This window comes from Arthrobacter sp. CJ23 (genome assembly GCF_024741795.1).
Classification (GTDB): Bacteria; Actinomycetota; Actinomycetes; order Actinomycetales; family Micrococcaceae; genus Arthrobacter.
Genome location: NZ_CP102950.1, coordinates 2,245,477 through 2,271,678, shown reverse-complemented (window position 1 = coordinate 2,271,678; position 26,202 = coordinate 2,245,477). Strand labels below are relative to the sequence as shown.

At 68.1% G+C, this 26,202-nt stretch carries 23 protein-coding genes and 1 pseudogene; 10 read left to right on the top strand and 14 right to left on the bottom strand.

What is annotated here, in order from left to right; genetic code table 11:
• Positions 1 to 91: 91 nt before the first annotated feature.
• The 6 genes from NVV90_RS09990 to NVV90_RS09965 all read left to right on the top strand — a co-directional run bounded on the left by NVV90_RS09990 (position 92) and on the right by NVV90_RS09965 (position 6,897).
• A complete protein-coding gene (locus NVV90_RS09990; RefSeq protein ID WP_258440988.1) occupies positions 92 to 1,141 on the top strand; it encodes a VWA domain-containing protein in 1,050 nt (349 codons plus the stop codon).
• Entirely contained in the window at positions 1,134 to 2,300 is a 1,167-nt protein-coding gene (locus NVV90_RS09985) for an XdhC family protein (protein ID WP_258440987.1), read from the top strand. Before NVV90_RS09990 ends, NVV90_RS09985 begins: the two co-directional genes overlap by 8 nt.
• Before the next feature lie 90 nt (positions 2,301 to 2,390).
• A complete protein-coding gene (locus tag NVV90_RS09980; RefSeq protein WP_258440986.1) occupies positions 2,391 to 2,903 on the top strand; it encodes a (2Fe-2S)-binding protein in 513 nt (170 codons plus the stop codon).
• Positions 2,900 to 5,269: a xanthine dehydrogenase family protein molybdopterin-binding subunit gene (locus NVV90_RS09975; protein ID WP_258440985.1), complete on the top strand. Its 2,370-nt coding sequence runs from the start codon at positions 2,900 to 2,902 to the stop codon at positions 5,267 to 5,269. The genes NVV90_RS09980 and NVV90_RS09975 overlap by 4 nt, the downstream gene beginning before the upstream one ends.
• Positions 5,266 to 6,120 (top strand): xanthine dehydrogenase family protein subunit M, encoded by an 855-nt coding sequence (locus tag NVV90_RS09970; RefSeq protein WP_258440984.1) that lies wholly within the window; start codon positions 5,266 to 5,268, stop codon positions 6,118 to 6,120. The genes NVV90_RS09975 and NVV90_RS09970 overlap by 4 nt, the downstream gene beginning before the upstream one ends.
• A 21-nt stretch (positions 6,121 to 6,141) precedes the next feature.
• Positions 6,142 to 6,897, top strand: coding sequence for an SRPBCC family protein (locus tag NVV90_RS09965; protein WP_258440983.1), 756 nt, complete (start codon positions 6,142 to 6,144; stop codon positions 6,895 to 6,897).
• A 124-nt stretch (positions 6,898 to 7,021) separates the two neighbouring features.
• Here the strand turns inward: NVV90_RS09965 and NVV90_RS09960 are convergent, their stop codons facing one another.
• The 8 genes from NVV90_RS09960 to NVV90_RS09925 form a co-directional block, all read right to left on the bottom strand.
• Positions 7,022 to 7,564, bottom strand: a complete 543-nt coding sequence (locus NVV90_RS09960) for a hypothetical protein (RefSeq protein ID WP_258440982.1) — start codon at positions 7,562 to 7,564, stop codon at positions 7,022 to 7,024.
• 152 nt (positions 7,565 to 7,716) lie between these two features.
• Positions 7,717 to 9,030, bottom strand: a complete 1,314-nt coding sequence (locus NVV90_RS09955; RefSeq protein ID WP_396125376.1) for an MFS transporter — start codon at positions 9,028 to 9,030, stop codon at positions 7,717 to 7,719.
• A gap of 45 nt (positions 9,031 to 9,075) precedes the next feature.
• Positions 9,076 to 10,902 (bottom strand): gamma-glutamyltransferase, encoded by a 1,827-nt coding sequence (ggt, locus tag NVV90_RS09950; RefSeq protein WP_258440981.1) that lies wholly within the window; start codon positions 10,900 to 10,902, stop codon positions 9,076 to 9,078.
• Positions 10,903 to 10,995: 93 nt separating this feature from the next.
• Positions 10,996 to 12,606 (bottom strand): ABC transporter ATP-binding protein, encoded by a 1,611-nt coding sequence (gene nikE, locus NVV90_RS09945; protein WP_258440980.1) that lies wholly within the window; start codon positions 12,604 to 12,606, stop codon positions 10,996 to 10,998.
• Positions 12,607 to 12,608: 2 nt separating this feature from the next.
• Complete coding sequence (locus NVV90_RS09940) at positions 12,609 to 13,442, bottom strand: ABC transporter permease (RefSeq protein ID WP_258440979.1); 834 nt, start codon at positions 13,440 to 13,442, stop codon at positions 12,609 to 12,611.
• Positions 13,429 to 14,370: an ABC transporter permease gene (locus tag NVV90_RS09935; protein ID WP_309304109.1), complete on the bottom strand. Its 942-nt coding sequence runs from the start codon at positions 14,368 to 14,370 to the stop codon at positions 13,429 to 13,431. Before NVV90_RS09935 ends, NVV90_RS09940 begins: the two co-directional genes overlap by 14 nt.
• 18 nt (positions 14,371 to 14,388) lie before the next feature.
• Complete coding sequence (locus NVV90_RS09930; RefSeq protein ID WP_258440977.1) at positions 14,389 to 16,002, bottom strand: ABC transporter substrate-binding protein; 1,614 nt, start codon at positions 16,000 to 16,002, stop codon at positions 14,389 to 14,391.
• A 145-nt stretch (positions 16,003 to 16,147) separates the two neighbouring features.
• On the bottom strand, positions 16,148 to 17,161 hold the full coding sequence (locus NVV90_RS09925; RefSeq protein ID WP_258440976.1) for an isopenicillin N synthase family oxygenase: 1,014 nt from the start codon (positions 17,159 to 17,161) through the stop codon (positions 16,148 to 16,150).
• A gap of 172 nt (positions 17,162 to 17,333) precedes the next feature.
• Here NVV90_RS09925 and NVV90_RS09920 point away from each other — a divergent pair, with 172 nt between their 5' ends.
• From NVV90_RS09920 to NVV90_RS09905, 4 genes and pseudogenes are all read left to right on the top strand, one after another.
• A complete protein-coding gene (locus tag NVV90_RS09920) occupies positions 17,334 to 17,597 on the top strand; it encodes a hypothetical protein (RefSeq protein WP_258440975.1) in 264 nt (87 codons plus the stop codon).
• Positions 17,598 to 17,669: 72 nt separating this feature from the next.
• Positions 17,670 to 18,092 (top strand): alternative ribosome rescue aminoacyl-tRNA hydrolase ArfB, encoded by a 423-nt coding sequence (arfB, locus tag NVV90_RS09915; RefSeq protein ID WP_258440974.1) that lies wholly within the window; start codon positions 17,670 to 17,672, stop codon positions 18,090 to 18,092.
• 85 nt (positions 18,093 to 18,177) lie between these two features.
• Complete coding sequence (locus tag NVV90_RS09910; protein WP_258440973.1) at positions 18,178 to 19,779, top strand: AMP-binding protein; 1,602 nt, start codon at positions 18,178 to 18,180, stop codon at positions 19,777 to 19,779.
• A 6-nt stretch (positions 19,780 to 19,785) separates the two neighbouring features.
• Positions 19,786 to 20,382, top strand: a pseudogene (locus NVV90_RS09905) (dihydrofolate reductase family protein).
• Positions 20,383 to 20,390: 8 nt separating this feature from the next.
• On the opposite strand, the gene NVV90_RS09900 reads toward NVV90_RS09905, so the two are convergent.
• The 6 genes from NVV90_RS09900 to NVV90_RS09875 form a co-directional block, all read right to left on the bottom strand.
• A complete protein-coding gene (locus NVV90_RS09900) occupies positions 20,391 to 21,026 on the bottom strand; it encodes a dihydrofolate reductase family protein (RefSeq protein WP_258440972.1) in 636 nt (211 codons plus the stop codon).
• A gap of 168 nt (positions 21,027 to 21,194) precedes the next feature.
• Positions 21,195 to 21,803 carry a protocatechuate 3,4-dioxygenase subunit alpha gene (gene pcaG, locus NVV90_RS09895; RefSeq protein ID WP_258440971.1) on the bottom strand — a complete coding sequence of 203 codons (609 nt, stop codon included), beginning with the start codon at positions 21,801 to 21,803 and terminating at the stop codon, positions 21,195 to 21,197.
• Between the two features lie 4 nt (positions 21,804 to 21,807).
• Complete coding sequence (gene pcaH, locus NVV90_RS09890) at positions 21,808 to 22,683, bottom strand: protocatechuate 3,4-dioxygenase subunit beta (protein ID WP_258440970.1); 876 nt, start codon at positions 22,681 to 22,683, stop codon at positions 21,808 to 21,810.
• Between the two features lie 107 nt (positions 22,684 to 22,790).
• Positions 22,791 to 23,978: a 4-hydroxybenzoate 3-monooxygenase gene (locus NVV90_RS09885; protein WP_258440969.1), complete on the bottom strand. Its 1,188-nt coding sequence runs from the start codon at positions 23,976 to 23,978 to the stop codon at positions 22,791 to 22,793.
• 121 nt (positions 23,979 to 24,099) lie between these two features.
• Complete coding sequence (locus tag NVV90_RS09880; protein ID WP_258440968.1) at positions 24,100 to 24,852, bottom strand: IclR family transcriptional regulator; 753 nt, start codon at positions 24,850 to 24,852, stop codon at positions 24,100 to 24,102.
• A gap of 119 nt (positions 24,853 to 24,971) precedes the next feature.
• Positions 24,972 to 26,174 (bottom strand): acetyl-CoA C-acetyltransferase, encoded by a 1,203-nt coding sequence (locus NVV90_RS09875; protein WP_258440967.1) that lies wholly within the window; start codon positions 26,172 to 26,174, stop codon positions 24,972 to 24,974.
• Between the last annotated feature and the right edge of the window lie 28 nt (positions 26,175 to 26,202).

Sequence of the window (26,202 nt, the reverse complement as noted above, 5' to 3'; positions counted from 1 at the left end):
CGCGGAGCCGAGCGCCCGGGAACACAGCGCCGGACATCAAGGCCCCGGACAGCACAGCGCCGAGGAGATCCTCCTGGCCTTCGCCGCCGCCGTGCGTGGGGCTGGAGTGAAGGTCACGGCGGACCGGGCGCGCAGTTTCGTCGACGCCGTCGGGAGGCTCTCGCTGGCGAAACCCGTCGGCGTCTTCTGGGCCGGCCGGGCAACGCTATGCGCGTCGCCGGAGGACCTGCCGGCCTACGGGCGCGTCTTCGAGGCCTGGTTCGCAATGGACGAGTCGTCCGCTGCCCGGCTGGAGGCCTCGGCGGGCCGGGTCAGCGCCGCGGCGTTGGACAACGACGACGGCGGCGCGGGCGGCGCGAAGGAGCAACTGCGGGCGCTCGCGAGCCGCCGTGAACGCTTGCGGCACCGGGACGTGGCCACCCTCGATGATGCGGAGCGGGAACTGCTGCACCGGATGTTCGAGGAGCTGCAGGTGCGGCTGCCAAGCCGGCAGTCGAGGCGGCGGCGCGCGGACCACCATGGCGAGGTGGACCGGGTACGGACGCTGCGCAGCCAACTGCGCCGCGGCGGTGAACCGGGGCCGCTGCGCCGCGCCACGGCTCCGCGCAAACCCCGCCGCGTCCTCTGGCTGATCGATGTCTCGGGCTCCATGGCCCCCTACGCCGACAGTCTGCTCCGGCTGGCCCATCGGGTGGTGACCGCCGCGCCCCACCAGGTAGAGGTGTTCACCGTGGGAACGAGGCTGACGAGGGTGTCGGCGGCCCTGCGGGTGCCCGACGCCGACAACGCCCTGGCCCTGGCCGGGCGCACCGTTCCCGACTGGTCCGGCGGGACCCGGCTGGGGGACGTGCTGCGGGCGTTCAACGACCGCTGGGGGCAGCGGGTCACGGCCCGGGGCGCCGTCGTCGTGATTGCCAGCGACGGCTGGGAGCGCGGCGACCCGGCCCAGCTGGGGCGCCAGGTGGAGAGGCTGCACCACGTGGCCCGGCGCGTCATCTGGGCCAATCCGCACCGGGGCAAAGTCGGTTACGAACCCGTGCAGCAGGGAATCAGGGCGGTACTGCCGCACGTTGACGTATTCATAGGGGGACACTCAATGCGGAGCTTCGAGGAGTTGCTGGATGTGATGGCCAATGCGTGAGGTGCTGGATGATCTGGTGGCCGCGGTGGCGGCCGGACGCACGGTGGGGCTCGGAACCGTGGTGCGGACTTTCCGCTCGGCGCCCCGGCCGGCCGGCGCGGCCATGATGGTCGACGCCGACGGCCGGGCGGTGGGCTCGGTGTCCGGCGGCTGCGTGGAGGGCGCGCTCTACGAACTGGCCACCGAGGTGGCCCGCGAGGGCCGCCCGGTGCTGCAGCGTTACGGCATCAGCGACGACGACGCCTACGAGGTGGGCCTGACGTGCGGCGGGATCCTACACATCTTTGTGGAGCCCGTCTCCACGGCCACCTTTCCGCAGCTTGTGGAAATGGCCGACGACGTCGCCGCCGGCAGGCCCGTGGCCGCGGTCACCGTGATCGAGCACCCGGATCCGGCCTGGCTGGGCAGGCACCTGGTGGTCCGGCCGGACGGCTTCAGCGGCTCGCTGGGCAGCGACCGGGCCGACCATGCCGTGTCCGACGACGTCCAGGGGCTGCTGGCCACAGGCCGCAACGCCACCCTCAGCTACGGCCCCGATGGGCAGCGGCGCGGTGAAGGGATGCGCGTCTTCGCCGTCAGCTTCGCCCCCCAGCCGCGGATGCTGGTGTTCGGTGCCATCGATTTTGCCGCCGCCGTGGCCCAGCAGGGCAGCTTCCTGGGCTACCGGGTCACGGTCTGCGACGCCCGGCCGGTGTTCGCCACGGCCGCCCGGTTCCCGCAGGCCGCCGAAGTGGTGGTCGACTGGCCGCACCGCTACCTCCAGGCCCAAATCGACGCCGGACAGGTGGACAACCGCACCGTGGTCTGCGTGCTCACCCACGACCCCAAATTCGACGTCCCCCTCTTGGAAGTGGCCCTGCGCCATGATCTTGCCTATGTTGGCGCGATGGGTTCACGCCGCACGCACCACGACCGCATGGACAGGCTGCGCGAGGCGGGGCTGAACGAGGATGAACTGGCCAGGCTCTCCAGCCCCATCGGACTGGACCTGGGCTCACGGACACCGGAGGAAACGGCAGTCTCGATTGCCGCCGAAATCATTGCGCTGCACTGGGGCGGAGCCGGCGGCAGGCTGAGCACCATGGACGCCCGGATCCACCACGAACCCATGGCCGACGCCGACCATGAGGCGGCCGCACAAGAACTTCGGTCCAGCTAAGGCGCCACCCTCCGCCTTGGGGTAACCTGTGTCACATCAGACTGGATGCCGGGCATTCGAGCTCGTCCTCCCAGACGAGAGGAGATCCCAATGGCTAGTTCCAAAACGATCACCGTCGAAGTCGATGATGTCAGCCATACCGACGACGTCGAGCCGCGCTTGCTGCTGGTCCAGTACCTGCGCGAACGGCTGGGCAAGACCGGAACATTGATTGGCTGCGACACCACCAATTGCGGCGCCTGCACCGTCCACTTGGACGGGACCAGCGTGAAGTCCTGCACCATGTTCGCCGTCCAGGCGGACGGCCACAGCGTCACCACCATCGAGGGCCTGGCCCGGGACGGCAAGCTCGCTCCCCTGCAACAGGCCTTCCACGAATGCCATGCACTGCAATGCGGGTTCTGCACGCCGGGGATGATCATGCAGTCCGCCTCCCTGCTCCAGGAAAATCCGCATCCCTCGGAACAGGAAATCCGGGACGGCCTGGAAGGGAACCTCTGCCGCTGCACCGGCTACCAGAACATCGTTGCGGCAGTCCAGGCTGCCGCGGACGGAACCATGGCTTCGGACAATGGCGCTACGGAAACGGCAGGTGTGGCATGACCACCGCTGAAGTCGGCCGGCCCCGGCTGCGCAAAGAAGACTCCCACTTCATCACGGGCCGCTCCAAGTTCACGGACAACATTGTCCTTCCCGGAATGCTCCACCTTGCCATGGTGCGCAGTCCTTTCGCCCATGCCAGGATCACCTCCGTGGACGTCTCCGCGGCGAAGTCCTCCCCCGGCGTCGTGGCCGTCCTCACGGGAAGCGACGTCGCGGCGGAACAGGGCGGCCTGCCCAATGTCTGGCCCATCACGGCCGAGCAGAAGGCTCCCTCACATCCGGCGATCGCCGTCGACGAGGTAGCGTTCGCCGGCGAAGTGGTTGCCTGCATCATCGCCCGCAGCGCTGCGGCGGCGCGCGACGCCGTCGAGCTGGTGGACGTCAGCTATGACGAGCTGCCCGTTGTCCTGGACCTGGAGGAGGCTGCCACGGACCGGGTGCTGGCCCATACGGACCTGGAATCCAACAAGTCGGCCACGTGGGTCTTTGACTCGGGCGAGGCCGGCACGGGCAAACCCGTCAGTGAGGCGCTCGCCGATGCCGAGGTCCTCATTGAGCGCACCTTCCACCAGCAGCGGCTCATCCCCGCCTTCATGGAACCGCGCTCCACGGTGGTGGACCCCACCGGCGAACAGATCACCGTGTGGTCGGCCACCCAGATCCCCCATATCCTGCGGCTCCTGCTGGCACTGACACTCAGCATTCCCGAAAGCAAGGTGCGGGTGATCGCCCCCGATGTGGGTGGCGGCTTCGGCGGGAAGCTCCAGGTCACCCCCGAGGAGGCCATCACCGTGCTGGCGGCCAGGCACACCGGCAAGCCGTGCAAGTACACCGAGACCCGCAGCGAGTCCCTGATGGCGGCCCACCACGGCCGGGCGCAGGTGCAGAAACTCAGGCTCTCGGCCACCAAGGAAGGCATCGTCACCGGCCTGGACGTGAGGCTGCTGGCGGACATGGGAGCCTACCTGGGCCTGGTGTCGTCCGGGATCCCCATCCTGGGCGCCTTCATGTACAACGCAATCTACAAATTTCCGGCATACCGCTTCGAGTGCACCAACGTCTTCACCAACAAGGCATGGACGGACGCGTACCGGGGTGCCGGCCGGCCGGAGGCCACGTTCGCAATCGAACGCCTGATGGACGAGCTCGCCGTGGAACTGGGCATGGATCCGCTCGAGGTGCGAAGGAAGAACTGGATCACGCACGAGGAATTCCCCTTCGCCACCGTCGCCGGGCTGGAATACGACAGTGGAAACTACGAGGCCGCCACGGCCAAGGCGCTGGAACTCTTCGACTACGAGGGGCTCCGGGCCGAACAGGCACGGCGCCGCGAAGCGAAGGATCCCGTGCAGCTGGGCATCGGGATCTCCACGTTCACCGAAATGTGCGGCCTGGCGCCTTCCCGCGTGCTGGGCGCGCTCAAGTACGCCGCCGGCGGCTGGGAACACGCCCAGGTGCGGGTACTGCCCACGGGCAACATCGAGGTGGTCACCGGAACCTCGGCCCATGGCCAGGGCCACGAGACCGCATGGAGCCAACTCGTGGCGGACAAGCTGGGCGTGCCGTTCGAGAACGTCGAAGTGCTGCACGGGGACACCCAGATCTCGCAACGGGGCCTCGACACCTACGGCTCCCGCTCGTTGACCGTCGGCGGCATGGCAGTCCTCGCCGCCGCGGACAAGGTGATCGAGAAGGCCAAAGTGATCGCAGCGCACCTCATGGAGGCCAGCGAAGAGGACATCGAATTCGCCGACGGCAAGTTCGGCGTCAGGGGCACGGATCAGTCCACCAGCCTCAGCGAGATCGCCTGGGCGACCTTCTCCGCTCACAGCCTGCCGGACGGTTTTGAGCCCAACCTTGATTCCGAGGCCACCTTCGACCCGCAGAATTTCTCCTTCCCGCACGGCACCCATCTGGCCGCCATGGAGGTGGACACGGAAACTGGGCGGGCCACCATCCGCAAGTACGTCTGCGTGGACGACGTCGGCGTAGTGGTCAATCCGCTCATTGTGGAGGGCCAGGTCCATGGCGGGCTGACCCAGGGCATCGCGCAGGCGCTTTATGAAGAAGCCGTGCATGACGACGCCGGCACCCTTGTCACCGGCTCCTTCGTGGACTACCTGGTGCCCAGCGCCCCGGACCTGCCGCACTACACCACAGCACGGACGGAAACCCCGTCCACCACCAACCAGCTCGGGGCCAAGGGAGTCGGCGAGGCCGGAACCATTGCCTCGACGCCGGCCATCGTCAACGGGGTGCTGGACGCCGTGCGGCACCTCGGCGTGAAGGACATCAAGATGCCGTGTTCGCCGTCGCGCGTGTGGGCGGCCCTGGAAGAAGCCAAGATGAGCGGAGGTGTGCAATGATTCCGAGCGCATTCGACTATGCCGCACCGGAGACCCTGGCCGAGGCACTGAGCCTGCTGGGATCAGCCGGGGACGACGTCAAGCTGCTGGCCGGCGGGCAAAGCCTGATCCCGGTGATGAAGCTGCGCCTGGCCGATCCCGCCATGGTGATCGACCTGGGCCGGATCGCCGAACTGTCCGGCGTGCGCGACGACGGCGATGCCTTGCTGATCGGCGCGATGACCCCGCACCACCAGGTGGCCACCGACCCCCTGGTTGCCGAGCATGTGCCCTTGCTGGCCAAGGCCACGGCGACCGTGGCGGACCCCCAGGTGCGGCACCGCGGCACGTTCGGCGGAGCCCTGGTGCATGCGGACCCTGCGGGCGACCTGCCCGCGCCGGCGCTGGCCGCCGGGGCCACGTTCATCATTGCCGGTCCGGGCGGGGAACGCCGCGTGGCTGCGGCGGACTTCTTCCAGGGCTACTTCAGCACAGCCCTCGACGACGGCGAAATCCTCACCCACGTGCGCGTGCCGAAGTACACCGGATGGGGCGCGCACTATGAGAAGTTCACCCGCGTGGCCCAGCAGTGGGCCATCGTCGCGGTGGCCGCGATGGTGCGCGTGGAAGGGAACACCATCGCCGAGGCCCGCATCGGGCTGACCAACATGGCCAGCACACCCCTGCGTGCCACCGCGGTTGAGGAGGCACTGGCAGGCTCGCCGCTGACGCTCGAGGCCATCGCGGCAGCAAGCGCCCATGCAGCGGAAGGAAGCGATCCGGCGAGCGACCTCAACGGCGACGCGGCCTACCGGCGGCACCTGGCCACGGTCCTCACCAAGCGGGCGATCCTCGCGGCCGCAGGCCTCTGAGCGGTCCCGCGAAAGGAAGCCGTGGAACTCAAACACCATTTCGTGGTCCCCGCTTCGCTGGAAGACACCTGGCGCGCGTTCAACCAGCTGGAAGACATTGCCCCGTGCTTTCCGGGGGCAGCGCTCACCTCCGTGGAGGGTGAGCAGTTCACCGGAACAGTGAAGGTCAAGCTGGGGCCCATCGCCATGGTCTACTCCGGCACAGGTGAATTCGTCGAACGCAACGAGGACACGCACACCGTGGTCATTTCGGCCGCGGGAAAGGACAAACGCGGCAACGGTACCGCGGGTGCCACGGTGACCGCCGTACTGACTCCCGACGCCGGCGGCACCGCCGTGGACGTGACCACCGACATGAACGTGACGGGCAAACCCGCCCAGTTCGGCCGGGGCGTCATCCAGGACGTCTCGGACAAACTGCTGGCGGAGTTCGTCCAGTGCGTCATAGGGAAAGTGGGCGGTGAGGCCGGGGAAGCCGCGGAAGCAGCAGCCCCTGAATCGTTGGCGGCAGACGCGCCTTCCGGGGAGCCGGCCGCGCCGGAAGCCTCACCCGCCGCTGCGCCGTCAACCGGGGAGGCGGCCGCGACGAGCGGCGCCGCTGCACCCCGGGCCACAGCTCCCCACGCGACTGCACCCAAAGCGGCTCCCGCTTCGGCGGCCGAGCTTGATCTGGGCTCCGCCGTGCTGCCGGCGCTGATGCGCCGCCTTGCACCCGTCCTGCTGGGCGCAGCAGCCGTGATCGGCCTGATCTTCTGGCTGGCGCGCCGCCGTCGCTAGGGGCGTCGTAGGGTCTACACGGGCGTCATCGCGTCGTTGGGGCCGTCGTCAGCGGGACGTGCAGGATCCCCCGGGACCATCCCGGGGGATCCTGCAGCCGGCCGGAATCCGCCCGCGTTGGAGGCTAGCGGCCGCCTCCGCCGATGATGCCGTTCTCCACCGCCTTCGTCACTGCATCGGCCTCGGCCTGGGTCAGCTTTCCATCCGTGACGGCCGTGTCCAGCCTGGTCTTGAGCGCTGCCGCGCGCTCCGCCTGGGCTCCCGTGCGGATTTCCTCGAGGGCCGCGGTGACCTTGGATTCCTCGATGCCGAGCGACCCGGCCAAGGACTTGGCCAGCGCCGCGTCCATGGCTGCACGGTCCGGCTTGGTGCCCTCCGTGGGCGGCGTGGTGGGCTTGTTGGCTTCGCGGAACGCCTGCAGCGCCTCGGTGACTTTCGCCTCGTCGACGCCGAGCTTCGTGGCGAGCGCCGCCGCGATCCGGCCGCGGTCGCCCCTGTGGCCGCCGGGCTTGCCGTGGCCGTCAGCGGGAGCGGTCCCCTCCGCCGTCGAGCTTGCGGACGGGCTGGGAGTGGTGGCTGCGGACGCCATGCTGGTGACACCCAGGCCTGCGCCCAGCGCCAGGGCACCGGCCGCGACGCCGAGCGTGATTCTCTTGGTTCTTGACATGCTTGCTCTCCTCGATCCGCCGTGGGAACGGCTGCTGTGGAAGGACGGTCACTAACGCCGCCCTCATTCCACGATGAGGCCATCACCCAAGGGACCGCTGTCCGGAAGCTGTCATTGGGCTGTGAATGCGGGGCCAAGGCCAGGGAGCAGCGCTACGGCTCGGGCTGCGGCGAGGGAGCGGGCGCACTGCCCGCGTCGCTGTATTCATCTGCGCGGGCACGTTGCCGGCGGCTCGCCAGCAGGAACGGCATGGCGATGAGTTCCACAATGCCGCTGATCGCCAGGGAGCCGGCATAGCCGTACACATCCGCGGCCCTCCCCAACAACGGCTGCACCACCACGCCACCGGTGGATCCCATGAGTGAATCGAAGCTCAGCACGGTGGCCCGCTGCTTGGAGTCGATCATGTCATTCAGGTAGGCCTGCCGCACCGGGGTACCGGCAGAGGCGACCAGCGCCCAGAGGGCCAGCAGCGCCAGGGCCACCCAGAACACCCGTGTGAACCCCAATGCAACCAGAATCACTGCGCCCACGATGCTGCTCAGGATCAACACCGTGGTGCGCTTGTGGACGAGGCGCCGGACGCGGGGCGCCAGCCATCCGCCGAGCACCTGCGAGCCGGCCACCATGGCCGCCGCCAGGCCCGCCACGGAATACGCCCGCGGGTCGCCGAAGAGTTCAAGCAAGTACGGCTGGAGGGCGTAGAACACATAGATCCCGACGCCGGCACTGAACGGTGCGGCCAGCATCACGTAGCGCACCGGAGGCTTCTTCAAGCCGTTCTCGATCGAGGCGGAGAGCACGGCACGCGTTGCACGGAGGGGATGGCTCGAGCGTTCGGGCGTGAACCCCACATCGCGCATGAGCCAGAAGGCCACCACAAACATGGCCAGCAGCACGCCCACGCGCAGCAGGAACGGCACGCCCAGGTTGGTGGCCTGGGCTATGACGCCGCCGGCCACGGAGCCCGCCAGCATCGCGATGCCCGACACCATCTGGCCCCGCCCGAGCACCACCTCCAGCCCGCCTTCGTACCCGGAGAAGCGCAAGGCATCCACCAGCCAGGCCTCCACCGCACCCGAAAAGAAGGTGAAGCCCAGGCCAAGCAACACCGAGACCACCGCCCACATCCAGAACGGGGAGGAAAACTGCCAGAGCAGGTAGTAGAGGTAGGTGGACCCGGCCAAGGTCACCGTGCCGAGGAGAAAGGAGACGCGGCGCCCCCACCCGTCGGCCACCACTCCCGTGGGAACTTCGAACAGCACCATGCCGGCCGTGAAGAAGGCGTTGGCGGCAAAGGCCTCAAGGTTGCTGAGCCCGGCATCCAAAAGGAACAGGGTGTTGATGCCCCAGATGAACGAGGCCGCAAGCGTATTGCCGAGCGTCAACGTGAGAAAGATGCGCTGGATCCTGCGTGCGGGGCCCGTGATCGCGTCGCCGCCCCGGCCAGTCTGATGAGGGAGCACCAGCCCATTCTCGCCCCGTTCGGCGGCGCCCGCCAGAGGCCCGCCCTACGGCGACGGGCTGAGCACCATCGCGGAGCCGCCTCCGCGCCTGACCGGCTCAGCCGCGGCCACCATGCTTCCGTCGGATCTGAACTCGATTGCCGTCGCCGCGCCGATCTCGGCGGCCGAGGTGAAGGCGTCACCGGACGGCACCAGGGTATGGCCGAAGGGCGCCAGCCCGCTTCCGTGCGCGGTGATGAATCCTGGCTCGGCCGTGACATTGAGCGTGTTGCGTTGCGAGGCACGCGGTGCCGCAATCGCTTCGGAAATACTCATGCCCCGGTCCACGCGGTTGAGGATCGTCTGCAGGACGGTGGTGATGATCGTCGAGCCGCCGGGTGAACCAAGCGCGAGGAACGGCTTGCCGTCGTCGAGGATAATGGTGGGCGACATCGAGGAGCGCGGGCGCTTCCCCGGCTCGATCCGGTTCGGGTCCGTCGGAACATACACGGTGGAGAAATCAGTCAACTCGTTGTTGAGCAGGAACCCACGGCCGGGCACCACGATGCCGGATCCGCCGGTCTGCTCGATCGTCAGCGTGTACTCGACCACGTTGCCCCACTTGTCTGCGACCGTCAGGTTCGTCGTCGAAATGTTCTCGGTGTCCTTCTCCTCGGCGGGCGCCGCAACGGCAGCCGGGCACACGCCGTCGTACGCGGACACATCACCCGGCAGGACCGGCTTGGCGGCCGCGTGCAGCGGATCGATCCGGCACGCGCGCTCCTTGCCGAACACGGCGTCGGTGAGCGCCGCGGTGGGGACATCGGTAAAGGCGGGGTCCCCCACGTACTTGGCGCGGTCCGCGAAGGCGAGCGCGCTGGCCTCAAAGTAGTGGTGCAGGGCGGCCGGGGTGGACATTCCGGCGACGTCGAAGGTTTCCAGGATGTTCAGCGCCTCGCCCACTGTGGTGCCGCCGCTGCTCGACGGCGCCATGCCGTAGACGTCAAGGCCGCGATAGTCCACGTGCGTGGGCGCCTGGTCCAGGGCACGGTACGCGGCCAGGTCCGCCGTCGTCATGTGACCGACGGGGACGGGCAGCGTGGTGGTGGCGGTCTTCGGCGGCGCCTGGACCGTGGCGGCGATCTCCGCCGCGAGCGGGCCGCCGTAGAAGCCGTCCGTGCCCTGCTTGGCGAGGAGCCGGTACGTCGCGGCCAGGTCGTGGTTCTGGAAGACGCTCCCGACGGCGGGCGCGTCGCCGCCGGGGAGGAAGAGACTGCTGGTGGAGGTGAAGGCTTCAAAGCGTGGCTTGTTGTCCAGGGTCTGCTGGCGGAATGTCTGGTCCACCACGAAGCCACGGGTCGCCACCTTGATGGCCGGCTGGAGGGCATCGCCGAGGTTCAAGGTGCCCCAACGCGCGAGCGCGCGCTCCCAGGTGGCCGGTGTGCCGGGGACGCCCACGGAGACGCCGCTGGTGACAAGCTCGGGCGTGAAGCGGTAGGGCAGGCCGGTGGCCGGGTTGATGAACGCATCGTGCGGCATCGCCGCCGGCGCTGCCTCGCGGCCGTCGATGGTGCCGACCTGGCCGGTCCCGGCGTCGTAGAACACGAAGTAGCCGCCACCGCCGATCCCGGCGCTGTAGGGCTCGGTAACGCCCAGGGTCGCGGCCGCGGCAACGGCGGCGTCCGCAGCGTTGCCGCCCTTGCGGAGGATCTCGAGGGCCGCGGCGGACGCCTCGGGATCCACGGTGCTCACCGCACCGCCGAAGCCGGTGGCGGTGGCGGTCTTTTCAGTTTCCCGGGGATCGGCGAACGCGGGGCTGATGACCGCCCCGCTCGTTACGCTCATGGCCAGAACGGCTGTGATGGCAGCCAGTCGACGTCTCACAAACAGCATGGTCGCTCCCGTCAGGGTGATGCGGATTGGGGGTGGGGGCCACATTACTCCCGGGCGGCGGGGTACTCAACGGTTCGGGGAAAGCCCCGCAGCCTACACGGCCGCGGTGTCCTGGCCGACCGTGATCTTCTTCAAGTGCAGTCCGCGGCAGGGAATCGCCGCCGACACCAGATCCTTGCTGTGCTCGTGCTGCGGATCGGCAAAGAAGCTGGTGGTCTCGGCAACTTCCACCAGGCGCCCTTGGTAAAGGACCGCCACACGGTCGCACATATGCCGCACAACGTCCATGTCATGCGTGATCATGACGAGTGAGAGCCCCCGGTCCTGGTGGAGGCGGCGCAGCAGGTTCAGGATGGTGCGCTGGGTCAAGGCATCCAGGGCGGACGTTGCCTCGTCGCAGATCAGCACTTCCGGTTCCAGCAGCAGAGCCCGCGCAATCGTGACCCGTTGCAGCTGCCCGCCGGAGAACTGGGCTGGCCGCCTGCCAAGCATCTCGGTGTCCAGGCCGACCTCTGCCATGACCTCCTCGATCCTGAGCGCACGGGTGCTTGCGTTGAGGTCCTTGCGCTGCAGCAGCGGAGCCTCGAGGCTGGCCCGGAGCGTCATCCTGGGGTCGAAGGAATCGTGCGGCTCCTGGAAGACCAATTGCACGGCGGTCGCCACCCGGCCGCGCTTCACGCCAGGCTCGAGGGAACGGCTGATCGTCCCGCTGCTGATGTCCTCGAGGCCGACAATCAGCCGGGCCAGGGTGCTCTTTCCCGACCCCGACTGGCCTAGCACACCCAGGACCTCGCCCCGCTCCACCTGCAGGGAGACGTTGTCCAGGGCTGCCCGCGCGCCACCCCTGGCAGGGCCGAAGCGCTTCACCACCCGGTCCAGGTCCAGGACGTTTCCGGCCGCGGCTTGGGTCTGGCCCCTGGTGGCCGGCAGCAGGGTGGAGGCCTCGAGCAACTGCCGGGTGTATTCCGTCCGCGGCCGGCTGAGGACCTGCGGGGCGGGCCCTGACTCCACGATCTGCCCGCCGTCCATGACCAGCACCCGGTCCGCGAAGGCGGCCACGGAGGCCAGGTTGTGGGTGATGTACAGGACGCCGAGTCCGCGTTCGCCCCGCTCTCGGTCGAGCAGCTGCAGGATCTGCCGTTCCAGCACTTTGTCCAGGGCCGACGTCGGCTCGTCTGCCAGCAGGATGCCCGGTTGTCCTGCCAGCGCAAGGGCCGTCATGGCCCGCTGTGCCATCCCGCCCGACAGCTGGTGCGGGTACGCCTTGGCGCCCCAGGCAGGGTCCTCGAATCCGACCTCGGCCAGCAGTTCCAGGGTCCTGGCCTTTGCGTGTGCGCCGCGGAGACGGGCGTGCATGGCCAACGGTTCCCGGAGGTGGCTGCCGATGGTCTTCGCGGGGTTGAACATCCTCTTGGGCTGTTGGAACAGCATGCCGAGCCTGCCGCCGCGGACACTGTTCAGCTCCGCTTCACCGGCCGTGGAGAGTTCGGTTCCGCCAAGGCGGATGGAGCCGGATTCGATCCTGAGTTGCTCCGGCAGCAGGCGCAGGGCCGACATCGCCGTCATGGTCTTGCCGGAGCCCGATCCGCCCACCAATGCCACGAATTCCCCCGGCTCAACGGCCAGGCTGACGCCTGAAAGGATGCCGCGGGAGGCCTGGACGCTGCTGACGTGCAGGTCTTCGATGACGAGTTGTTCCGGCATGGTCAGCGGCTCCCCGCCGGCAGAAGGAGCGGAGTGGCTGCCATGTGGGCGGCGCGCTGTCCGATCAACGTGACGCACAGGGCCACGACGAAAATGGCCAGGCCCGGCGCGATGATCCCCACCGGCGCCCGGTCCGCGAAGGGCTGGGCCGCGGCGAGCATCGAGCCCCAGTCCGATTGCGGCGGCTGGACACCGAGGCCCAGGTAGGACAGGGCTCCAACGCCGATGAGCAGTTGCCCGTACCTCAGCGTGGCCTGCCCCAGCATAGGGGCGGCCAGGTGCGGGAGGATGTGCCGGAAAACAACGAACGACGGTGGGCAGCCCACCACGCGTGCGGCCTCCACGAATCCCCGCGCCGAGACATCATAGGCCAGCGTACGCGCCAAGCGGGCGAAGGGCGTCCAGCCGGTCACCGTCAGCGCCACAAGGAGCGATTGGAAGCTGGTCCCCATGGCCGCGACGATGAACAGCGCCACCACCATCTCGGGAAGGGCCAGGAGGACATCGTTGGTGCGGGTGAAGATCTCATCCAGCCAGCCCCGGCGGCGTGCGCTGGCAATCCCGATCACGATGCCCAGGAGTCCGGTCAGGAGAGTCGCCACGGCGGCCATCAGCATGGAGAAGCGGCCGCCGTCGAGCAGCCTGCTGAGGTTGTCCCGTCCAAGGTGGTCCGTCCCCAACCAGTGGGCCCCGTTGGGCGGCGAAAGCCGGGCCAGGAGGTTCTGCTGCTCCGGCGGATACGGCGTCAGCCACGGAGCGGCGGCCACCGCAACCACAACGAGGGCGAGGACGACGACGGCGGCACGGTCGGTTGCTGATCCGCTACGCAAGGGCACCTCCGGCTTTGGGGCTCAGGAATCGGTGGACGAAGTCCGCAAGGGTGGTCACCGCAACGGCCAGGGCGACGACCACCACGACGCCTCCCTGGGCCAGGGGGATGTCGCTGTTGACCACGGCGTCGTACAGCAAGCGGCCCATTCCGGGAACGGCGAAGATGACCTCCACGATCACCGAGCCGCCCAGCAGGCCGGCGAACCACACCGCAACCAGGGTGGCCAGAGGCAGCAGGCCGTTGGGAACGACATGCCTGAGGATGGCCTGGGCCTGGCTCATCCCCCGGGCGCGGGCCGCCGGGACATGCTCCGCCTCAAGGGCGTCGATCATTCCGGTGCGTACCGCGGAGGTGAAGTAGCTGATGGGGCGCAGGGCAAGGGCGGCCGCCGGCAGGACGGCGGAGGATGCATCGTTCCAGCCCGCCGAGGGAAGTACGGCAAGTTTCAGCGCGAACACCAGGACAAGCAGCGGGGCCAGCCAGTACTCGGGCATGGCGATGAAGGACTGCGTGACCGTGGTGATGATCTTGTCCGTCTTCCGTCCTTGACGGAGGGCCGAGGCCATGCCCAGCGGCAAGGAAACCAGGACTGCCGCGGCGAGTGCCAGCACAACAAGGCTGAGCGTGACGGCGAGCGCAGGCATCACTTGTTCCACCACGGGGGTCCGGCTGACATGGGAAAGCCCCATGTCTCCGCCGAGCAGGCCGCCAAGCCAGCGAAAGTACTGGACCGGGAGCGGATCGTGGAGCCCCAGGCTCATGCCGAGCGCCTGGACGGTCGATTCATCGACGACGTCGCCTGCCACCCGGGACCGGATGATTTTGCGCACCGGATCCCCCGGCGTCACGTAGGGAACCAGGAACACCGCGAAGGACGACAGAAGAACGGCGACCACCAAAGTCGCCGTTCTTCTGGCCATGAAGGAGAGCATCCGTGTTCCTCGGACCCGCTAGGATCCCGTCTTCGCTGTCTGTGCGGTCAGGACGTACCGGGCCAGGGGGTCCTGCACGTAGCCCTGGACGTTGCTGCGGATGGCGTCGGTGGCCTGTTCGTTCACGAGCCACACGTTGACGGCCTTGGACTCCAGGATCTGCCCGGCTTGCGAGTAGAGGCCGTAACGCTCCTCGGGGTTGCTGGCCTTGCCTGCCTCGCTGATGATGCGGTCGTAGTCCGCATCGCAGAAGTGGCTCAGGTTGTAGCTGCCCTTGCAAGTGTAGTCGGCCGTGAGGAAACCGATAGGGTCCGCGATGTCGATGAGGCGGTTCCGCTGGCTGAGCAGCATGTCGTAGTTGCCAGCGAGCACGTCCGGCTCCGCCGCGGCGTATTCCTTCGCCTGGACTGTCACCGGGATGCCGATGTTCTTGAGGTTTTCCTGGATCACGGTCGCCACGTCAGCGAATTCCGCGCGTTCCACGATGGCGATGATCTCCAGCGGCCGTTCCGGGGTGTAGCCTGCCCCGGCGAGCAGGGCCTTCGCCTCGTCCACGTTCTGGCGCGGCGCACTGAACTTTTCCCCCGCCCACGGCTCCGAAGGCGCGAACGGTCCCGTGGAAGGCAGAGCGGCACCTTCGTAGACGCTCGCGGCTAGGGCGTCCAGATCGAGGGCCGAGCGGAGAGCCTTCCGCACGTTGACGTCGTCGAGCGGCTTCCGGCCGTTGTTCAGGTACAGGGTCGCGGTACGCGACGAATCGGCCTTCAGGACGCTGACATTCGGGGCATCCTTGAGTCCGGATAGGCTTGCCGCCGGGATCGACAGGGACACGTCGGCCTCACCGGTCTGCACCTGGGCCGCCCGGGTGGCACCGTTCGTGATGAAACGCACCTCTGCGCCGGCGAGCTGGACCTTGCCGCCCCAGTAGTTCTCGTTGCGGTCCAACGTCAGCGATTGCTTGGGCTTCTCCGAGACGGGGGTGAAGGGGCCGGTGCAGTGGCCGAAGGGGTCCACGGTTCCGTCCTTGTAGGCGGCGGGTGCCAGGACGCCGGTGTTGACACTTGCCAGGCGGTACGGGACCAGCGGGCTCTCCCCAGGCGTGGTGACCCGGACGGTGCCGCCATCCACGGCCTTGACGGAACTGATGGAGGTCCGGTTGAAGGCCCTGGCGGGCACCTTGGCATCGAGAACATGCTGGAGGGAAGCTGCCACAGCCTCGGCCGTCAGCTCGGTGCCGTCCTGGAACTTCACGCCGTCGCGGATGCTGAAGTCCCATTCCACGGGCGAGACCTGCTTCCATTCCTCGGCCAGGAAAGGAACAACCTTCCCCTGGGCGTGGTCGTACTTGGTCAGTGTTTCCAGGCATCCCGAAAGGGAAAGGATGTAGGCCGCGTCCGACTCCGGCGCCCAGTTGGCCACGGGAGCGCGGAAGTTGTCTACGACAATCCGCTGCCCAGGGTCCGGCGCGCTGCCGGCGGCGCCGCCCTGGGCACTTTTGAAGCCGCAGCCAGTCAGGGAGAGCACAGCGACCAGTCCGAGGACCGTGGTGGACCGGCTGAATACACGCAAAAGGAACCGCCTAGAGGGATCGCCCGGTGGATGCTTTGCCGGGCACAGGAACGTAACGACCATTTAGGTTAGCCTTACCTGCGCATAAGGCAAAAGCGGGCGGCAGTTCCTGCGTAACAGTTCCTGCGTAAAAAATGGCCTGCGCCGCGCCGGCTACCCAGCGACCCGCCCCGGGCGGTCAAACTCCGATTGACCAGCGCCCCGCCACTCAGCCACCAAGCAGGTCCGCGTGGTGGACGGCGACGACGTTCGGGTGCGCCCGGAGCCGGTAGCGGAGGGCGTTGTCCCCGTAGGTTTCCAGGATGGGGCTGTTCGTCGGGTCAACCGAGAGGCCCCGTGCCCGCGACTGGAACTCGGGACTCACGGCCAGCTGCGGCATGGTGGCGTCCAGCGCCGGGTTGTAGAAGAAGGGCAGGGAGATCCTGTCGGTGCCGCGAAGGGGCGAGATCACGCGGTGCAGGGTTGCCTTGAGGTAGCCGTTGGTGGCCAGCTCCAGCATTTCGCCGATGTTGACAACGAAGGTTCCCGGCACTTGGGGTGCGTCGATCCAGGTCCCCTGGTACTCGACCTGGAGCCCGCCCTTTCCGGGCTCCACCAGCAGGAGCGTGATCACGCCGCCGTCCCGGTGGGAACCCACCCCTTGCTTGGGCTCCGGGTTGGATTCCCCCGGGTAGCGCACAATCTTGAGCAAGGGGAAGGCCCGCTCGGCGAAGGCTGCGTCGAAGGTGTCCTCAGGGGCTCCGAGGGACACGGCCAAGGCGCGCAGGAGGCTGAGCGAAATGGCACTGAGCCGATCGGTCCACTCCCCGACAATCTGCCGCATTTCGGGAAGCGCCTCCGGCCACAGATTCGGTCCCTCAAGCCGCCAGTAGTCCGCGACGTCCGGTCCCGGCGGGATGGCGGCCCGTTCGACGCCAACGTCGATCTGCTCGCGCCAATCGATGCCGCCGTCGGTGAGTTCGCCGCCCACCCTGGTGTAGCCACGGAACTGCGGGCTGTGGACGTTTTCGATGGCGAGCTTCTGTTCCTCCGGCAGATCGAAGAAGCGCCGGGAGATGTCCAGAATGGCGTCCGTCAGCTCCTGCGGAATGCCGTGGCCGGCCAGGTAGAGGAAGCCGACCTCATGCATGGCATTGCGCAGATCGTCGCGGAAGAGGGCCGCTGCCTCCGGGCCCGCGTTCAATTGGGAGAAGTCGAGGACGGGCAATGTTTCGAGGGACAAGGTCAATATTCCTTTTCTCTAAACTTCGCAAGCTGATGCCTGTAATTGCTTCAATGTTACGTACTGAGGTGGGGAATCCGCAGCCCCGCGAACCGGCCCTTCGCACTGCGACACATCGCCGCCGGCACGTAGGCCAGACTGGAGGTCACCGAATCTGAAAGCGTGAACCACCTTGATTACTCTCCAGCAGGACGCCCAGGGCTTTATCCGCATGAACAGGCACTTTCCGAACAGCGCCGCAGTGTCCATCATCATCTTCAGCGATGGAAGCCAGGAAGTGCTCACCGGGCGGCGGCTCAACGAAATCTACGACGCAGCCCTGGCCGCCTACAGGGCCGGCAACCAGCTCGATGCCAAAGGCTTCTCCCATGGACCCAAAAAGAAGATCCAGCAAGGCATCGAATTCGTCCCGGTCCACCCCGGGATGACGAAGTAGGGTCATCACCGCCAGGCCGGCCGTTGGCAGCGGGATGCTTCGATCATGCCCCCATTGTGCAACTCTTGTTCCATGGATCTTGACGTGTCGCCCGCGCTCACGATTCCGGCGTCGGAACTCGGCTGGCGGTTCTCGCGTTCGTCCGGGCCAGGTGGTCAGCACGTCAACACCACGGACAGCCGCGTCGAACTCTCGTGGAGCATAACCGGCTCGGCGGCCCTTTCGGACGGCCAACGGCTGATGCTGCTCACGCGCCTCGGGCACCGCCTCATCGCCGGGGTCATCACCGTGACCGCCTCAGAGCAGCGCTCGCAGCTGCGCAACCGCGAGACGGCCCTGGCCAAGCTCGCAGGACTGGTGGCGGAAGGACTCGCTCCGGAAGCCGCTCCCCGCCGGCCCACCAAGCCCACCCGGGGCTCGAACCGCCGCCGCCTCACCACAAAGAACCAGCGCTCGGCGACGAAACAGCTGCGGCGAAGACCGTCCGCCGAATAGGCGGGCCCCTTGTCCCGGCGATACGCACCGGGTGTAATGGACGCACGGCGGCGATCCCCCGCCGTCGCGCGCCGAAGGAGCCGCCATGTTCACCAGCCCGTACCCCGACGTCGAGATCCCCGAGTCCACGCTCTACGACTACCTGTTCGGCGGGCTCGGCGCGCAGGACCTGGACAGGATCGCCCTCGTGGACGGCGCAAGCGGCGCGGGGACGAGCTATGGCGAGCTCGTCGCCCGCATCGACGCCCTGGCCGGCTGGCTCGCAAACCGGCAGGCCGGGCCGGGGACCACGGCGGGCCTGTTCTGCCCCAACATCCCGGCGTTCGCCGTCGTCTTCCACGGGATCCTCCGTGCCGGCGCCGCCGTCACCACCATCAACGCGCTGTACACCGCCGAGGAAGCCGGCCGCCAGCTCACGGACGCGGGCGCCTCATGGCTCTTCACGATCTCGCCCTTCCTCGAGCGGGCCCAGGCCGCGGCGCAGGCGGCGGGCATCCCGGCGCAACACCTCGTGGTGCTCGACGGCGGTGACGCGGCTGCCGCTTCCGGGCATCCTTCGTTGCTTGAGGCGCTCAGTGCGGGCCTCCCGGCTCCGGACGTGCGCATCGATCCGCACGCAGCGGCCGTCATCCCCTATTCCTCGGGCACCAGCGGCACCCCGAAGGGCGTCATGCTCAGCCAGCACAACCTCGTCGCGAACGTCGCCCAGTCGCGCGCGCTACTGGGCGTCAACCAGGACGACGTGCTGCTGGCCGTCCTGCCGTTCTTCCACATCTACGGCATGACGGTCCTGCTGAATCTCGCCTTCGTGGAGCGGGCCCGGCTGGTCACGATGCCGAAGTTCGACCTCGCGGAGTTCCTGCGCATCACCCAGGACCACCGCTGCACGTTCCTGTTCATCGCCCCGCCCATCGCGGTGGCGCTCGCGAAGCATCCGCTCGTTGACCAGTACGAGCTCTCATCGGTCCGCGCCACCCTCTCCGGGGCTGCGCCGCTCGACGGCGAACTGGGGAACGCCGTGGCGGACCGGCTGGGCTGCACCATGCTCCAGGGCTACGGCATGACCGAGCTGAGCCCTGTCTCGCATCTCATTCCGATCGACGCAGGCAACAAGGTGCCCCTCGCTTCGGTCGGCTATACGGTGCCGAACACCGAATGCAAGCTCCTGGACCCGGTCACGGACGAGGAGATGGAGGCCCCCGCGGAGGGCCCCAGCGCGCCCGGGCAGCTCCTGGTCCGGGGCCCGCAGGTCATGCTGGGCTACCTCAACCGGCCAGACGCGACGGCTGCGACGCTGGACCCGGACGGTTTCCTCCGCACGGGAGACATAGCGACGGTCACGGCCGACGGCGTCGTGACGATCGTCGACCGGCTCAAGGAGCTCATCAAGTACAAGGGGTACCAGATCGCGCCGGCCGAGCTCGAAGCGCTGCTGCTCACCCATGCGCAGATTGCGGACGCAGCGGTGATCGGAGTCCACGCGGACGACGGCGAAGAGGTGCCCAAGGCGTTCGTCGTCCGGCAGGCCGGGGCCGGGCTCGGGGACACGGAGGTCATGGAGTTCGTTGCCGGGCACGTCGCGCCGTTCAAGCGTGTGCGGTTCGTTGAGTTCGTCGACGCGATCCCGAAGTCGGCGTCGGGCAAGATCCTCCGGCGCGAACTGCGTGCCCGGGGCCAGGAAGGCTAGGAACCCATGAACAGCGTCACGTGCGATCTAACGATTTCCCTCGACGGATTCCTCGCCGGGCCGAATCAGAGCCCGGCCAACCCCCTGGGCGAGGGCGGAGAGGAGCTGCACCGGTGAATGTTCGAAGAACCCGAGGCCAACGCAGCGGCGATTCAGGGCATCCTCTCGTCGGGCGCCTACATCATGGGCCGCAACATGTTCGCCGGCCCCGGGCCGGGGGTGTGGGATGAGGACTGGCGCGGCTGGTGGGGTGACGAGCCGCCCTACCATGCCCCCGTGTTCGTTCTCACGCACCATCCACACCCTCCCCTGGTGATGGACGGCGGCACAACGTTCCACTTCGTGGCCGACGGGATCGAGTCTGCCTTGGCCCAGGCGCGGGCGGCGGCGGCCGACCAGGACGTCGCCATAGCCGGCGGCGCAGAAACCGCCCGCCAATACCTATCGGCAGGGCTGATCGACGAGCTGCGGCTCCACATCGCACCGATCATGCTCGGAGCGGGCGAACGGCTCCTGGACGGCGTCGAAAACCTCAGGCTTGAACCGACGGACGTGAGCGGCACCGGCCTGGTGACACACGTGCGCTATCGCGTGATCCGCTAGGCGTCAGTTCACGCCGGGGCGCTGCCCGGCGGACCGCTGATGACGGTGGGGACATATTCAAGCAGCTGGGAGCGGCCGTCAAAGGTCCTGCTGTCCACCATTTCCAGCGCAACATCCGGGTAGCCGTCATAGATGCGTTCCCGCCCGGTGCGGCCCGTGATCACCGGGAAGACCACCAGGCGGAACCTGTCCACGAGACCGGCGGTCAGCAAGGACCGGGCGAGACTGAGGCTGCCGAGCGTGCTCAGGGTCCCGGTCCTGCTCCGTTTCATCTCCCTCACCGCCTCCACCGCGTCCCCGGCGACCAGCTCCGAGTTGGGCCAGACGAGGGGCGGCTGCAGGGTGGAGGAGAAGATGACCTTGGGCACGGCGGCCAGGCCGGCCAGGCTGGCCCCCTCGGTCTCGGAGAATACCGAGTCATCGGCCGCGGCCTCCTCGGACATGCTGGACATGACCCGATAGGTGTTCGCGCCCATCAGGAAGGTGTAGTCCTTCTTCCCTTCCTCCTCGAGCCAAGCCAGGTACTCCGGCCCCTCCAGGCCCCACCACCCGGGCCAACCCTCGGCCGAGGCGTAGCCGTCCAGGGAGATGATCAGGTCGACCATCAGCTCCGCTGATGACCCCTCTGCAGTTGCCTCGCCCATGGCTGTCTCCTCCAAGTGATCGGCATCGGTGCGCGCCATGCTAACCCTGCTGCGATCAGACGTTCAAGGGTTTGCTGGCGACCGGTCACCTGCGGCATGGCCGGGGCATCCCCGGGGTCCTTCACCGTTTGTCGGTCTGGCCTACTTCGCTGCGGATCTGATCGTCGCTCATGCCGGGGCGTCCTGGTTGATATCGGGCGAACCGTCCTGCTGGAAGTCCAGGAACACGGTCTCGTCGCCGCCCTGCAGGCGGATGTCCCAGCTGAGGCCTCCGTCGGGGTCGCGGCGGGCGATGAGTGTCCGGCGGCGTTCCGGGTCCAGGGAGGACAGCAGCGGGTCGTTGGCGAGGGCTTCCTCGTTTTCCGGCAGGTAGATCCGGGTGAAGAGGCGGTTCATGAGGCCGCGGGCGAACACGGCCACGGAGATGAACGCCGCCCCGCCGGGCTTGGTGGGGCCGGGGTTGACCGTGGTGAAGGTGTACACCCCGGTGTTGCCCACCGCGGCGCGGCCCCAGCCGGTGAAGGTGTAGCCGTCGCGGACCAGGGAACCGGTGCGCCGGACGATGTTGCCCCCGGCGTCGGGCTGCCAGATCTCCAGGATGGCGTCCGGGATGGCGTGGCCGGCGCCGTCGTACACGGTGCCCTGCAGGCGGATGCTGCCGGGGCTGCCCGGGGCCAGGAGCTCGTTGTCCTTGCTGAAGGGCAGGGCGTAGCCGTAGAACGGTCCGACGGTCTGGCCCGGTGTGGGTGTCAAAGCGGTGGGTGTCAGGGTGCTCATGTGCCTACTCCTCGTCCCCGGCGTCGCCGAAGGCTTCGTTTTCCGTCCAGGTCCGTTTGGAGCCGCTCAGGATGATGTCCCACCTGTAGCCGAGGGCCCATTCGGGGCTGGTCAGCTCGTGGTCGTACCGGGCCACGAGCCGGTCCCGGGCGTCCTGGTCCACGATCGACTGGTAGATGGGGTCCAGCGGGAAGAGCTGGTCGCCCGGGAAGTACATCTGGGTGACGATGCGCTGGGTGAACTCCGTGCCGAACATCGAGAAGTGGATGTGCGCCGGGCGCCAGGCGTTCAGGTGGTTCTTCCACGGGTACGCGCCGGGCTTGATCGTGGTGAAGCGGTAGGAGCCGTCCGGGCCGGTGATGCAGCGGCCGACGCCGGTGAAGTTGGGGTCCAGCGGGGCGGGGTGCTGGTCGCGCTTGTGGATGTAGCGGCCCGCGGCGTTGGCCTGCCAGATCTCCACGAGCTGCCCGGCCACCGGGCGGCCGTCCCCGTCGAGCACCTTGCCTGCGACGATGATGCGTTCACCGACCGGTTCGCCGTTGTGCTGGATGGTCAGGTCCGCTTCCAGCGCGTGCACGTCCTGGTGGCCGAACGCGGGCGAGTACAGCTCGATGGTCTCCGGGTCCGCGTGGTGCAGGCTCTTGGTGGGGTGGCGCAGGATGCTGCTGCGGTACGGCGCATAGTCCAGGCGCGGCTGGGTCTCCGGCGCTGCGCCGTTCCTGACGGCCTCGGCGTAGCGGCCGCCGATGCCCTTGATCTCGGCACTGAGATCCGTCTGGGTATGCGCGGCGGCATCCGACGATGCATGCGCGGCGTGTGGCTCAGCGGCGGGCACAAGCTCATCTTCGTCGGGATGCACGGATGTTGGTTGGTCCAGCATGGCTGGCTCCTTTCGGGTGAATCTCGCCAGTTGTGGCGAGGTGAGGTGAATCAGCGGTGACGTTGGCAGTCAATCCGCCCATGCCGCCGTCGGGCCGTCCTGCGGGATTACCGCGTGCCCGGCCAGCCGGTATAGGACTCAGCCAGGTAGGCCATGCCGTGCTTGGAGGCGACAACCGAATTCAGCTCGCCGAGCTGCCGCGCACGGCCGAAGTTGTCCGAACCGGGGATGCTGTGCAGCATGGAGGTCATCCAATACGAGAAGTGCTGCGCCTTCCACACTCGGTCCAGGGCACGGTCGCTGTAAGAATCCAGGAGCGCAGTGGAGCCGCTGGCGTAAAAGGACTCCAGGCCTTCAAAAAGGACCTTCACGTCGTGGATGGCCAGGTTCAGGCCCTTGGCGCCGGTGGGCGGCACGGTGTGCGCGGCGTCGCCGACCAGGAACAGGTTTCCGTGGCGCATGGGCGACTGGACAAAGCTACGGAACGGCAGCACCATCTTCTCGATCACAGGGCCTTCCTTCAGCTCAAAGCCGTTGCCATTGACCCGCTTGCGGAGTTCGGTCCAGATACGCTCGTCGTCCCAGTCGGCCGCATTTTCCGCCGGGTCGCACTGGAAGTACATGCGCTGGACCGTATCCGTGCGCTGGCTGACCAGGGCGAAACCGTGCTCCGAGTTCGCGTAGATCAGTTCGTCGGCACTGCGCGGGGCTTCGGTGAGGATGCCGAACCAGGCGAAGGGATACTCATGGAAATGCTGGGTACGCGCGGCCTCCGGCACCTGGCGCCGGCAGTGGCTGCGGGAACCATCGGCGCCAACGAGGAAGTCCGCCTGGATCTCGAACTCCCGGCCCTCGGCGTCTGTGAACCGGACCTTCGGTTTGCCTTCGAGGTGGTGCACGGTGGTGTCGGTAACGCTGTATTGGACGTCGCCGCCGTCGGCCTCGCGCCGGGCGGCAAGGTCCGCGAACACGTCCGTCTGCGGGTAGAGCCACACGGACTCTCCCACGAGTTCCTTGAAGTCGATCCGGTGGCTTTCGCCGTTGAACCGCAGCTCGATGCCATCGTGCCGGTCGCCTTCGCGCAGCACGCGGTCCGAGACTCCGGAGTCCACCAGCAGATTCACGGTGCCGTGCTCCAGGATGCCAGCACGGACCGTCTCCTGGATTTCCTTGCGGCTGCGGATTTCCACCACCACGGAGTCGATGCCCCGCTTCGCCAGCAGATGGGAGAGCATCAGCCCGGCAGGGCCTGCACCCATGATGGCGACTTGGGTGGTGACGGTGGTGCGTGCCATGGTGTTCCTCGCTTCGTTGCGGACCCTGCCGGGTCGGCGCGGCAGGTGCGGTGGACTTCTGCCACCAGTGTGGCCCAGGCCGCAGGGTCGCCGTAAGCTGGATTCCGTTGAACGGAAGTTGCTAGCCCTGCCGCAGCTTGTCCAGCTGCCGCCCGATGCCCCGGGCGGCCGTCTGGAGCGCAGGTACCAAGGCCTGCGGCCGCGCCTCCGCCAACGGAAGCACCACGCCCAGGGCCGCCACCGTGCGGCGCTTGCCGTCCACCACGGGCACGGCGATGCTCCAGGTGTCCGGATCCACTGCGCCCGCGAGCTGCGCATAGCCCTGCTGGGCGGTTTCGGCAAGCAGTTGGCGCACGACGCCGGCGGTCACCTTGCCGGCCGGGTCATTGAACAGCCGGAGGTACTCCGCCTGCAGTTCGCGAGGCTGGTTGGCCATCAAGGCGAGGCCGGCCGAGGAGACATGCACGGGCATGCGGCCCGCGACACGGGCACGGTTGGCCACGGATCCGCGCCTGGAGAGCCGCTCCACGAACAGAGCCTCCCAGCCATCCAGGACCGCCAGGTTCACGTTCCTGCTCAAGACCTGCTGGATGTCCTCCATGAACGGCATGGCCGCCTGGCGCAAGGCAAGCGTGGGTGAATTCCTGTTGACGAGCTCCCACAGCCGCATGCCCAGGCCGATGTTTCCGCCGTCGCCGAGATCCAGGAGCCCGTGGTCGGCGAGCTGGCGGACCAGCCGGTGCGCACTGCTCAGCGGAAGCCCCGCACGTTCCGCGAGCTCGGACAACTGCAGGACCGCGACGCCTTCGGGAAAAGCCGCGATGACCCGCACCACGCGGTCCACCACGGAATCCCCCGATGCCGAATTGGCCATGCCCGGCTCCTTTGCGCCTGCCCCACAGTTCCATTCAATAGAATACCTGCGCGCTCCAGGGGGCAACCGAATTCTGGCCGATGTGCCTCGATTCAGGGGGCCAGTTCAGAGGGCCGTGCTCACTTGGCTCCCTTGAGGATCAAGGCGTCGCCCTGGCCGCCGCCGCCGCACAGGGCGACGACGCCGGTCCCGCCGCCTGCACGCTGCAGCGCGAGGGCCTGGTGCAGCACCAGCCGGGCACCCGAGGCGCCCACCGGGTGCCCCAAGGCGATCGCGCCGCCGTCGGCGTTGATGCGCTCCGTTCCGATGCCCAGATCCCTGGCCGACTGGATGACCACGGAGGCGAAGGCCTCGTTGATCTCAATCAGGTCCAGCTCATCCACCGTCAGGCCCTCGCGCTTGAGCGCGGCCTCGATGGCCCGGGACGGCTGCGAATGCAGGGAGCCGTCCGGGCCGGCGGTCTGGCCGTGCGCCCCGATCTCGGCGATCCATGAAAGCCCGGCCGCTTCGGCCGCGGCCTTGCTGGCGATCACGACGGCGGCGGCACCGTCCGAGAGCGGCGACGCCGAACCGGCGGTGATGCTCGCGTCCGCCGCCGTCGAGAAGGCGGGCTTGAGCGCCGAGAGGGCCTCCGCCGTCGTGCCGGGGCGGATGCCCTCGTCGGTGCCGACCGTCAGTTCCGGACCCCTGCGCTGCGGGATGGTGAGGGGAGCGATTTCCGCGTCGAAGATCCCGGCTGCACGGGCGGCGTCGGCGCGCTGGTGCGAGCGGGCAGCGACCTCGTCCTGTTCTTCGCGGCCGATGCCGCGCGTGGCGTTCCCGGCGTCGGTGGCGGCGCCCATCAGCTCCCCGCTGAAGGGATCCTGCAGGCCGTCGTGGTTGAGCGAGTCGGCCATGGGAGTGTCCCCGATGGTGACGCCGGCGCGCAGGCCCTTGACCAGGTGCGGGGCGTTGGTCATGGATTCCTGCCCGGCAGCGACCACGAAATCGGCCTCGCCGGCGCGGATCATCCGGGCGGCATCGATGACGGCGGTCAGGCCGGACAGGCAGAGCTTGTTCACGGTCACGGTGGGCACGTCCCAGCCGATCCCGGCACCGAGGCTGGCCTGCCGGGCCGGGCCCTGGCCCGCGCCGGCCTGGATGACCTGGCCCACCACCACGGCGTCGATCTGCTCCGGGGCCACACCGGCACGTTCCAGGGCTGACCGGATCGCGTGGGCGCCGAGCTCGCTGGCAGAAAGGGACGCCAGCCCGCCACGAAAACGGCCGAACGGCGTACGGGCACCGCCCAGGATGACGGGGATGGTGGCGTCTGAGCTCATGGGAATTGGCCTTTCGGGCTGAATGAGT

What these genes read in the sequence shown, in the direction of transcription:
- NVV90_RS09935 (WP_309304109.1), bottom strand. Translation starts at nt 14,370, where the DNA reads ATGCTCTCCTTCATGGCCAGAAGAACGGCGACTTTGGTGGTCGCCGTT.
- NVV90_RS09960 (WP_258440982.1), bottom strand. Translation starts at nt 7,564, where the DNA reads ATGTCAAGAACCAAGAGAATCACGCTCGGCGTCGCGGCCGGTGCCCTG.
- nikE (WP_258440980.1), bottom strand. Translation starts at nt 12,606, where the DNA reads ATGCCGGAACAACTCGTCATCGAAGACCTGCACGTCAGCAGCGTCCAG.
- NVV90_RS09970 (WP_258440984.1), top strand. Translation starts at nt 5,266, where the DNA reads ATGATTCCGAGCGCATTCGACTATGCCGCACCGGAGACCCTGGCCGAG.
- NVV90_RS09910 (WP_258440973.1), top strand. Translation starts at nt 18,178, where the DNA reads ATGTTCACCAGCCCGTACCCCGACGTCGAGATCCCCGAGTCCACGCTC.
- NVV90_RS09930 (WP_258440977.1), bottom strand. Translation starts at nt 16,002, where the DNA reads ATGGTCGTTACGTTCCTGTGCCCGGCAAAGCATCCACCGGGCGATCCC.
- pcaH (WP_258440970.1), bottom strand. Translation starts at nt 22,683, where the DNA reads ATGCTGGACCAACCAACATCCGTGCATCCCGACGAAGATGAGCTTGTG.
- ggt (WP_258440981.1), bottom strand. Translation starts at nt 10,902, where the DNA reads ATGCTGTTTGTGAGACGTCGACTGGCTGCCATCACAGCCGTTCTGGCC.
- NVV90_RS09885 (WP_258440969.1), bottom strand. Translation starts at nt 23,978, where the DNA reads ATGGCACGCACCACCGTCACCACCCAAGTCGCCATCATGGGTGCAGGC.
- NVV90_RS09880 (WP_258440968.1), bottom strand. Translation starts at nt 24,852, where the DNA reads ATGGCCAATTCGGCATCGGGGGATTCCGTGGTGGACCGCGTGGTGCGG.
- NVV90_RS09985 (WP_258440987.1), top strand. Translation starts at nt 1,134, where the DNA reads ATGCGTGAGGTGCTGGATGATCTGGTGGCCGCGGTGGCGGCCGGACGC.
- NVV90_RS09875 (WP_258440967.1), bottom strand. Translation starts at nt 26,174, where the DNA reads ATGAGCTCAGACGCCACCATCCCCGTCATCCTGGGCGGTGCCCGTACG.
- pcaG (WP_258440971.1), bottom strand. Translation starts at nt 21,803, where the DNA reads ATGAGCACCCTGACACCCACCGCTTTGACACCCACACCGGGCCAGACC.
- arfB (WP_258440974.1), top strand. Translation starts at nt 17,670, where the DNA reads ATGGATCTTGACGTGTCGCCCGCGCTCACGATTCCGGCGTCGGAACTC.
- NVV90_RS09900 (WP_258440972.1), bottom strand. Translation starts at nt 21,026, where the DNA reads ATGGGCGAGGCAACTGCAGAGGGGTCATCAGCGGAGCTGATGGTCGAC.
- NVV90_RS09975 (WP_258440985.1), top strand. Translation starts at nt 2,900, where the DNA reads ATGACCACCGCTGAAGTCGGCCGGCCCCGGCTGCGCAAAGAAGACTCC.
- NVV90_RS09980 (WP_258440986.1), top strand. Translation starts at nt 2,391, where the DNA reads ATGGCTAGTTCCAAAACGATCACCGTCGAAGTCGATGATGTCAGCCAT.